At 70.8% G+C, this 9,371-nt stretch carries 9 protein-coding genes; 7 read left to right on the plus strand and 2 right to left on the minus strand.

Annotated features, from left to right (window positions below):
* Positions 1 to 40: 40 nt before the first annotated feature.
* Both ACZ7GZ_RS25010 and ACZ7GZ_RS25015 read left to right on the plus strand, forming a co-directional pair.
* Positions 41 to 1,402 (plus strand): FtsW/RodA/SpoVE family cell cycle protein, encoded by a 1,362-nt coding sequence (locus tag ACZ7GZ_RS25010; protein WP_471027512.1) that lies wholly within the window; start codon positions 41 to 43, stop codon positions 1,400 to 1,402.
* Between the two features lie 35 nt (positions 1,403 to 1,437).
* Positions 1,438 to 2,895: a peptidoglycan D,D-transpeptidase FtsI family protein gene (locus ACZ7GZ_RS25015; protein ID WP_471027525.1), complete on the plus strand. Its 1,458-nt coding sequence runs from the start codon at positions 1,438 to 1,440 to the stop codon at positions 2,893 to 2,895.
* A 5-nt stretch (positions 2,896 to 2,900) separates the two neighbouring features.
* Here the strand turns inward: ACZ7GZ_RS25015 and ACZ7GZ_RS25020 are convergent, their stop codons facing one another.
* Together ACZ7GZ_RS25020 and ACZ7GZ_RS25025 are read right to left on the minus strand one after the other, a co-directional pair.
* Positions 2,901 to 3,746 (minus strand): hypothetical protein, encoded by an 846-nt coding sequence (locus tag ACZ7GZ_RS25020; protein WP_471027527.1) that lies wholly within the window; start codon positions 3,744 to 3,746, stop codon positions 2,901 to 2,903.
* Positions 3,747 to 3,822: 76 nt separating this feature from the next.
* Positions 3,823 to 4,932, minus strand: a complete 1,110-nt coding sequence (locus ACZ7GZ_RS25025) for a ferritin-like domain-containing protein (protein WP_471027513.1) — start codon at positions 4,930 to 4,932, stop codon at positions 3,823 to 3,825.
* Between the two features lie 122 nt (positions 4,933 to 5,054).
* Here ACZ7GZ_RS25025 and ACZ7GZ_RS25030 point away from each other — a divergent pair, with 122 nt between their 5' ends.
* The 5 genes from ACZ7GZ_RS25030 (at position 5,055) to ACZ7GZ_RS25050 (ending at position 8,686) form a co-directional block, all read left to right on the plus strand.
* Complete coding sequence (locus ACZ7GZ_RS25030; RefSeq protein WP_471027514.1) at positions 5,055 to 5,993, plus strand: AurF N-oxygenase family protein; 939 nt, start codon at positions 5,055 to 5,057, stop codon at positions 5,991 to 5,993.
* A gap of 91 nt (positions 5,994 to 6,084) precedes the next feature.
* Positions 6,085 to 6,441, plus strand: coding sequence for a peptidase inhibitor family I36 protein (locus ACZ7GZ_RS25035; protein WP_471027515.1), 357 nt, complete (start codon positions 6,085 to 6,087; stop codon positions 6,439 to 6,441).
* A 101-nt stretch (positions 6,442 to 6,542) separates the two neighbouring features.
* Complete coding sequence (locus ACZ7GZ_RS25040) at positions 6,543 to 7,202, plus strand: TetR/AcrR family transcriptional regulator (RefSeq protein WP_471027516.1); 660 nt, start codon at positions 6,543 to 6,545, stop codon at positions 7,200 to 7,202.
* A gap of 4 nt (positions 7,203 to 7,206) precedes the next feature.
* Positions 7,207 to 7,509: a hypothetical protein gene (locus ACZ7GZ_RS25045; RefSeq protein ID WP_471027517.1), complete on the plus strand. Its 303-nt coding sequence runs from the start codon at positions 7,207 to 7,209 to the stop codon at positions 7,507 to 7,509.
* A gap of 124 nt (positions 7,510 to 7,633) precedes the next feature.
* A complete protein-coding gene (locus tag ACZ7GZ_RS25050) occupies positions 7,634 to 8,686 on the plus strand; it encodes a C40 family peptidase (RefSeq protein WP_471027518.1) in 1,053 nt (350 codons plus the stop codon).
* Positions 8,687 to 9,371: the final 685 nt, after the last annotated feature.

Here is a 9,371-nt window from a genome sequence, read left to right on the forward strand (position 1 = left end):
GCATGGCACACAAGACGTCCTGTTTGGGTAGGTTCCCGGCATGACCAAGGCCGGAACCACCGTGGCGGCGGCGCAGACTCCCGCACCCGCCGTACGCCTCCCCCGGCGCCGTGGCATCGAACTCGCCCTGATCCTGCTGGCGGTGCTGCTGTCGGTGTACGGCTACTGCGCGGTGGGTCTGGCGCGGTCCGGCTCCCTCCCGCCCGGAGCCGCCGGTTACGGCGCCGGGCTCGGGGTGCTCGCGCTGTGCGCGCATCTCGCGGTGCGCATCCGGGCGCCGTACGCCGACCCGCTGTTCCTGCCGATCGGTGTGCTGCTCAACGGGCTCGGGCTGGTCCTGATCTACCGGCTGGACCTGGAGACCCCGCACGACCAGGCGGCTTTGGCCCAGCTCGTGTGGTCCACGCTCGGCATCGGGCTGTTCATCGTCGTCGTGCTGGTGCTGCGCGACCACCGGGCGCTCCAGCGGTACTCGTATGTGTGCGTGGCCGCCGCGCTCGGACTGCTCGCGCTGCCGATCCTGTTCCCGGCGGTCAACGGCGCCCGTATCTGGATCCGGCTCGCCGGCTTCTCCATCCAGCCGGGCGAGTTCGCGAAGGTGCTGCTCGCGGTGTTCTTCGCCGCCTATCTGGCCGCCAACCGCAGCGCGCTCGCGTACACCGGCCGCCGGCTGTGGCGGCTGCAGTTCCCGACCGGGCGGGTGCTCGGGCCGATCGTGACGATCTGGCTGCTGAGCGTCGGGGTGCTGGTGCTGGAACGGGATCTGGGCACCTCGCTGCTGTTCTTCGGACTGTTCGTGGTGCTGCTGTACGTCGCCACGGGGCGGACGGGCTGGATCGCGGTGGGGCTGCTGCTCGCCGTGCTGGGGGCGTTCGCCGTGGGACGCTTCGAACCGCATGTGAACCAGCGGATCGAGGACTGGCTGCATCCCTTCGCCACGATCGAGGCCGGGCAGGGACCGAACCAGCTCTCCCAGTCGCTGTTCGCCTTCGCCGCCGGCGGGGTCCTCGGCACCGGGCTCGGGCTCGGGCACTCGATCCTGATCGGCTTCGCCACCAAGTCGGACTTCATCCTGGCCACGGCCGGCGAGGAGCTGGGGCTCACGGGACTCGCGGGGATCATCCTGCTGTACGCCCTGCTGGTGGAGCGCGGCTACCGGGCGGGACGGGCCCTGCGCGAGCCCTTCGGCCGGCTCCTCGCGGTCGGGCTCGCCTCGATCCTGGCCCTGCAGGTGTTCGTGATCGCGGGCGGCGTCACCGGGCTGATCCCGCTGACCGGTATGGCGATGCCGTTCCTCGCCCAGGGCGGCTCCTCGGTGGTCACCAACTGGACGATCGTGGCACTGCTGATCCGGGTGAGCGACTCGGCGCGCAGCCAGTACGACGGCCGGGAGGCCCGGTGAGCGAGTACGGCGGCTTCCACGAGGGCGGGCGGCCGATGGCGCGGTACATCCGGCACGCCTGCGCGTTCTGCACGCTGCTGCTGGCGGCCCTGCTGGTCAACGCGGCCCGCGTGCAGGTGGTGCAGTCCGGTCTCTACGACGGCAACCCGGCCAACCGCCGTGCCGAGATCGCCCGTTACAGCCAGCCGCGCGGCGACATCCTGGTCGGCGACGGGCCGGTCACCGGCTCCGTGGACACCGGTGAGCAGCTGCGCTACGAACGCTCCTACAAGGACGGCCCGTTGTACGCCCCGGTCACCGGGTTCGCCTCACAGTCGTACGGCACCACGTTCCTGGAGCACGCCGCGGACGGGGTGCTCGCCGGTACCGATCCGATGCTGTCGCCGCTGCCGCTGTGGAACGACGTGACGCGCGGGGGCCGCCCGGCCGGGAACGTCGTCACGACGCTGAACCGGCGCGCGCAGGAGGCGGCGTACCGGGGGCTCGCCGGGCGCAAGGGCGCGGTGGCCGCGATCGAGCCGGCCACGGGCCGGATCCTGGCGCTGGTGTCGAGTCCGTCGTACGACCCCGGGGAGCTGTCCGGCAACGGCGAGGCGGTGACCTCGGCGTGGGCGCGGCTCAACCACGACCCGGAGAAGCCGATGCTCAACCGGGCGGTGCGGCAGACCTATCCGCCGGGGTCGACGTTCAAGGTGGTCACCGCGGCGGCGGCGCTGGACGCGGGCGTGGTCACCGACCTGGACGCGCGCACCGACTCCCCCGACCCCTACCGGCTGCCCGGCACCAGGACCCGGCTGACCAACGAGGCCGACGAGTGCCGGGACGCCTCGCTGCGGTCGGCCTTCGAGTGGTCGTGCAACACGGTGTTCGCCAAGCTCGGTGTGGACGTCGGGACGAAGAGCATGGTGGCCACGGCGAACGCGTTCGGGTTCAACGACACCGGGCTGCGCATCCCCTTCTCCGTCGCGCCCAGCACCTTCGACGCGCACGTGGACCGGGCGCAGCTGGCGCTGTCCTCGATCGGGCAGTACAACACGCGGGCCACGCCGCTGCAGATGGCCATGGTGGCCTCGGCGGTGGCGGGCGGCGGGCAGCTGCGGTCGCCGTATCTGGTGGACCGGACGGCCCGGCGCAGCGGTGAGACGCTCACCGGGAGCGGGACGCATCCGGTGCGGCAGGTGATGAAGCCGTCGACAGCCGCACGGCTGAAGGAGCTGATGACCGATGTGGTCCAGGAGGGCACCGGCACCCAGGCGGCCATCCCGGGTGCCCTGGTGGGCGGCAAGACCGGCACCGCGCAGCACGGGGTCGGCAACACCGGTGTGCCGTACGCCTGGTTCGTCTCCTGGGCGCAGGCCGAGGACTCCCTGGAGCCGCAGGTGGCGGTCGCGGTGGTGGTGGAGGACGCCTCCGCGGACCGCGGTGAGATCAGCGGCGGCGGGAACGCGGCGCCGATCGCACGGGACGTGATGCGGGCCGTTCTGGGCCGGTGAGACGGTCAGCCGATCGGTTTGACCGCCTCGGAACGGACCTGGAGGGTGTTCCTCGCGGATGCCTCCAGATCGATGTCCGACGGGCTCTGCGACGCGAGCGGCGTGTTCACGGTGGCGACCGTGGCGCCCGTGTTGCCGTCGGCCCAGGCGCACATGGGCACGGTGAACTCCGTACCCGTCTGCTCCTGCGTCACCACCTCGCAGCTGATCGTCACGCCACTCAGGCGGAAGTCCTTCGCGGGGACGGCGACCTTGGCGTTGGCGCCCTCGGCGGCGCCCTTCATCATGTTCCTGCGCGCCACGTCGGCGTTCCTGAACCGGCCGTACATGCCCGAGACCACCAGCGTGCCCTTGGTCGCCTCACCGTCCACGTTGTACGTGCCGACCACGCCGTGGAGGTCCTTGGCGTCCCAGGCCCCGTCGGCCTCGTCCTCGATCCTCTTGCCCTCGGAGGAGGACAGGTCCTGGGCGAGCTCGTACTTCCCGCCGAGCAGCGTCCCGGGCAGGGTGAGCTTGTTCTTGGCCTCGGGAAACCCGCTCTCGGCCAGCGCCCCGATCAGGACGAGCCCCACGACGACCGCCGTGACCACACCGCCCACGATCCCGAGCACCAGCCCGACCCGTCGCTTCTTCGGCGGCGGGGCCATGGGCGGCACGCCCCAGGCGGGGTACGGCTGCTGCGGGTACGGCTGCTGCGGGTACGGCTGCTGCGGGTACGGCTGCTGCGGGGAGGGCTGCTGCGGGTACGGGGAGCCGTACGGGCCGGGACCGGCCTGCGGGAGCTGCTGGCCGTAGGGGTACGGCGGCTGCTGGGGGCCGTTGGGATACGGCTGCTGCGGGGGCGGAGGCATGGACACGCCAGCACGCTACTGCACCCGGGTGAACGCCCCGGCGGTCGCCTCGGTCACGCGGGGCCCCGGGGCCGCCTCAGTCCTCCGCCGCCCCCGCCTCGATCGCGTCCCGCACCTCGGCGATCCGGTCCCGCTCCTCGGCGGCGAAGCGTTCCGCGTCCAGTTGCTCGGCCAGTTCCTCGTCCTGGGCCATCAGCAGGTCCAGGTTGGAGTCGCCCATCTCGAAGACGCCCATGTCGGCATAGGCCTGCTGCAGCCGCTTGCCCCACAGGCCGATGTCCTTGACGCACGGCACGATCCGGCTGAACAGCAGCCTGCGGAACAGCCGGAGGAACTCGGAGCGCTCGCTCAGCGCCTCCGCCTCGGCCTTGGGGATGCCGAAGTTCTCCAGGACCTCGACGCCCCGCAGCCGGTCGCGCATCAGATAGCAGCCCTCGATGACGAACTCCTCGCGCTCGCGCAGTTCGGCGTCGGTGAGCTGCTTGTAGTAGTCCCTGAGCGCCAGCCGGCCGAAGGCCACGTGCCGGGCCTCGTCCTGCATGACGTAGGTGAGGATCTGCTTGGGCAGCGGCTTGTCCGTGGTGTCCCGGATCATCCCGAAGGCGGCCAGCGCCAGGCCCTCGATGAGGACCTGCATGCCCAGGTACGGCATGTCCCAGCGGCTGTCCCGGAGTGTGTCACCGAGCAGCGACTGCAGGTTGTCGTTGATCGGGTAGACGAGCCCCATCTTCTCGTGCAGGAACCGGCCGTAGATCTCGGCGTGCCGGGCCTCGTCCATGGTCTGGGTGGCGGAGTAGAACTTGGCGTCCAGGTCGGGCACCGACTCCACGATCCGCGCGGCGCAGATCATCGCGCCCTGCTCACCGTGCAGGAACTGGCTGAACTGCCAGGAGGCGTAGTGCCGCCGCAGCTCCCCCTTGTCCTTCTCGGTCATCTTGTCCCAGTACCCGGTGCCGTACAGGGACATCGCCTCCTCGGGCGTGCCGAGCGCGTCGTACGGGTCGACCTCCAGGTCCCAGTCGATGCGCTGCCGCCCGTCCCACTGCTTGTCCTTGCCCTTCTGGTAGAGGGCCAGCAGCCGGTCGCGGCCGTCGTCGTACTCCCAGCTGAACCGGGCGGCTCCGCTCGCGGGCACCTGCCAGGAGGAGTCACCGGGGTCGTTGGCGTACAGGTCTTGGGTCGGCATACCCCGCAGGTTCACACGTAGACGCGAGGTCAACAAGTCATGCGCGGGGGATTGACGACCTTGCTGACAGGCAGTCTCATAAGAGGCGGACGACGTACCCCGGGTAACAAGGTGAGGGAGCCATGACGACCCTGACGGAAGCGGACGCGCTGGACGGCCTGCGCGACGCGCTCGGCCTGCTCAAGGACCGGGAGCAGGTGGCCGAGCGGCTGCTCGTCTCCTCCGCCAAGCACTCCTTCGACCCGGACAAGGAGCTGGACTGGGACGCGCCCTTCGAGGAGGGCAAGTGGTTCTGGCCGCCGGAGCTGGTGTCGCTGTACGACACCCCGATGTGGCGGCGGATGCCCGAGGAGCAGCGGATCCTGCTCTCCCAGCACGAGGCGGCGGCGCTGGCCTCGCTCGGCATCTGGTTCGAGATCATCCTGATGCAGCTGCTGGTCCGGCACATCTACGACAAGGCGGCGACCAGTGCGCACGTGCGCTACGCACTCACCGAGATCGAGGACGAGTGCCGGCACTCGAAGATGTTCGCGCGGCTGATCGCGCGGGGGGACGCGCCCTGGTATCCGGTGAGCCGGGCCCACCGGAACCTCGGCCGCCTCTTCAAGACCGTCTCGACGACCCCCGGCTCCTTCACCGCCACGCTCCTCGGCGAGGAGGTCCTGGACTGGATGCAGCGGCTGACGTTCCCGGACGAGCGGGTCCAGCCGCTGATCCGGGGGGTCACGCGGATCCATGTGGTCGAGGAGGCGCGGCACGTCCGGTACGCCCGCGAGGAGCTGCGGCGCCAGATGGTGACGGCGCCGAGGTGGTCCCAGGAGTTCACCCGGGTCACGTCCGGGGAGTTCGCCCGGGTGTTCTCGGTCGCCTTCGTGAATCCCGAGGTGTACACGAACGTGGGACTGGACAAGCGGGAGGCGATGGCCCAGGTGAAGGCCAGTGCGCATCGGCGGGAGGTCATGCAGGCCGGCGCGAAGCGGCTGACGGACTTCCTGGACGACATCGGGGTGCTGCGAGGGGCCGGCAGGCGGCTGTGGAGGTCCTCCGGGTTGCTTGCGTAAAGGGATGGTTAGACTGCCGAGGCGGCCGTGGTGATCATGTGATGAATTACGGCCGCAGTCGTCAACCACCATCAGACACACGGGGATTACAGTGACTTTGCTCAAGCGCATCGCTCGCTCGGCGGGTGTGATGACCGCGGCCGGATGCATCGGCGTGGCCGTCATGACCACCCCCGCCCACGCCGCGAGCGGAGGGTGCGAGAAGAACTACACGTGCGTGTGGTCCAAGGAGCACTACACGGGCCGGTACGGGAAGGTGAACACCCAGCTCGGCGCCTGCAACAACAGCCGTTCCGTGCCCATCCGGTCGATCAACAACAACACCGCGCACATGCTCAACCTGTATGCGAAGACGGGCTGCAAGGGCAAGGTCTTCTCGCTGAACTGGGGCGTGAAGATGGCCGACGGCTTCCCCTTCGGAGCCATGAGCTTCAAGGGCGTCAACTAGTCCCACGGCCCCCGGGCACACCGCCGGACGGGCCGGATCCGGCCCATGACCGGATCCGGCCCGCCCGGCGCGACCCGGTCCGCCCGGTTACGCTGCCGGGCATGACCCCGCAGGCCGCCACCCCCGCCTACCGCCGGCTCAGCGTCGAGGAGCGCCGCAGTCAGCTCCTCGACGCCGCGCTGTCGCTCTTCGCCCACCGCGCCCCCGAGGACGTGTCCCTGGACGATGTGGCGGAGGCGGCCGGAGTCTCACGCCCCCTCGTGTACCGGTACTTCCCGGGCGGCAAGCAGCAGCTGTACGAGGCCGCGCTGCGCTCCGCCGCCGAAGAGCTGCAGCTGTGCTTCGACGAGCCCCGCGAGGGCCCGCCGCTGGAGCGCCTGTCCCGCGCCCTGGACCGCTATCTGGCCTTCGTCGACGAGCACGACACCGGCTTCAGCGCGCTGCTGCAGGGCGGCAGCGTGGTGGAGACCTCGCGGACCACGGCCATCGTCGACGGGGTGCGCCGGGCCGCCGTCGAGCACATCCACGGCCACCTCGGTGTCACCGACCCCGGCCCCCGGCTGCGCATGACCGTCCGGACGTGGATAACGGCCGTGGAGGCGGCCTCCCTGATCTGGCTGGACGACGACAAGCAGCCCCCGGTCGAGGAGCTGCGCGACTGGCTGGTGGAGCAGTTCCTGGCCATGCTCACGGTCACCGCCGGCCGGGACCCGCAGACGGCCGCCCTCGTCGGCGCGCTCACCGGGAATGACCGAGACTGAAGCCGTGAAGAGTCAGGACACCCCCTTCGAGGGCGGCCCCATGGACGGGCGCGTACTGCCGGTCATGGCCGGCCCCACCGGGCACCCCCCGAAGACGTACCGCATCCCCGTCCCGGACCCGGACGGCGGCCCGGCCACGGTGCTCGTCTACCGCCGTGTGCCGCGCGGACACAGCAGGCGGCTCGGCCTGATCCAGGGGTGGAAGTACCAGTACGACCCGGACGACACCTCCGGCGGCAGGCTCCGGTGGCCCTGGTCCAAGCCACAGGGCACGCCGTCCGGCAAGCAGGACGACGCGAACGGGTGACAGGCTTGCGCCGAACCGCGCACGCTCGGGGCGCGGCCCGCGCGGACACGTCTGATTATCACGTGATGATCCCGGTGCGACGAGCGGCGGAGAGCCCGCCCTCACCGGCACCGGAGGTGAAGTCGTGTCAGGAACACTCCTACGCCTGGCCTGTACGGCGACGGTGGCGGCCCAGGCCGTCCTCACACCCGCGCCGGCCCTGGCCACGCCCGATCCGCAACCGCGTTCCGTCTCCGCTCTGCTGACGGATCTCCAGCAGCTGTACCGGCAGACCGAACAGGCCACCGAGACCTACGACGCCACCGCCGAGAAGCTGAAGCGGCAGCGCGCCGAGGTCCTGCGGCTCGACGGTGAACTGTCCCGCGCCCGCCTCGCCCTGCGGGACAGCCGGGCCGACGCGGGACGGCTGGCCCGGCAGCAGTACCAGAGCAGCGACGGCCTCGGTCCGTACGTCCGCCTGCTCCTCGCCCGCGACCCGCAGCACGCGCTGGACGAGGGTCATGTCATCGGCGAGCTGGCGCGCGAACGGGCCCGCACGGTGACCCGGCTGACCGCCACCGAGAAGCGGCAGGACGTCCTGGCCCGGGCGGCCCGCAAGGCCCTCGACACCCAGCTCGCGCTCGCCGGCCGGCAGAAGAAGCAGCGCGACGACGTCCGGGCCAGGCTGGGTGACGTGGAACGCCTGCTGGCCTCCCTCACCCCGGCCCAGCTGACCGCGATCGCCGGCCTGGAGCAGCGGGGCGTCACCGAGGCCCAGCAGAAGCTCGGCGCCGCCGGCGCCCTTCCCGACGACCGCCCGGCCTCCCCCGAGGGCGACCGCGCGGTCCGCTACGCCATGGCCCAGCTCGGCAAGCCGTACCAGTGGGGCGCGCACGGGCCTTCGGCGTACGACTGCTCGGGCCTGACCTCCGAGGCCTGGTCCCACGCCGGCACCCCGATCCCCCGCACCAGCCAGGAACAGTGGCGCCGGCTCAGCCGGGTCCCACTGCGCGAACTGCGCCCCGGGGACCTGGTCGTGTACTTCCCCGAGGCGACCCACGTGGCCCTGTACGTGGGCGACGGCAACGTCGTACAGGCTCCGCGCCCGGGACAGAAGGTGGAGGTCTCCCCGCTGGCGTCCTATCCGGTGCTCGGAGCCGTACGCCCGGACGACCCTCAGCCCACCGAAGCCAAGTAGGCGGCCGTCTTCGACGGCCGTGCGGGTGCGCTCCGTGTGCGGTGCCCCTGGTGACCACGGGCAAACGCGGGTCGGCGCGGGGTGGACGGTGCCAGAATCGACGGGTGGCGTTCGATTTGGAAGCCTGGGTGGACTGTTTCATCGAAGTGTCTGCGGGGAGTATGGCCCGTGATCCGCAAAGGTCCATCCCCTCCAGCATTCCGACGTCACGGGCGAAAGCCGTCCTCAGTATTCTTTCCGCGGATCTTTCTGCGCCGTCAAGCATGCGGCGATCGATGATTACGCCGTCTACTCGGCGACTGCTGCGAAGTGCCGCAGCAGCGGCCAACGACAGAGACTCTCTGGAGATCCTTCTGGGGATGATCTCCCACGCGGGAGAGGTGGGCCAGGAGGCACACGCGGCCGCACATGCCGTGAGTCGGCGCGCCCGCCTTCGCGTGCTCGCCAGTCACAAGGTCGAGCCGCTTGATCACGGCGGGCCGGGCTCCGAACCTCACGTCCGAGGCCCGGCCCTCGGTGAGCCGGGCCGTCCCTGAGCCGTACGGGAATAGCCGACGACGACCAACGACGACGTCACCGACGACTCGACGCAGGTCAGACATCCCATGGCGTAGGGATGTCAAGCGGCTCCGGCGAGGGTTGCGTGGTGTGACCACGCGGTGGCCTCGTCGTAGAGGGTGCGGGT

This window comes from Streptomyces sp. NPDC037288, from assembly GCF_055603265.1.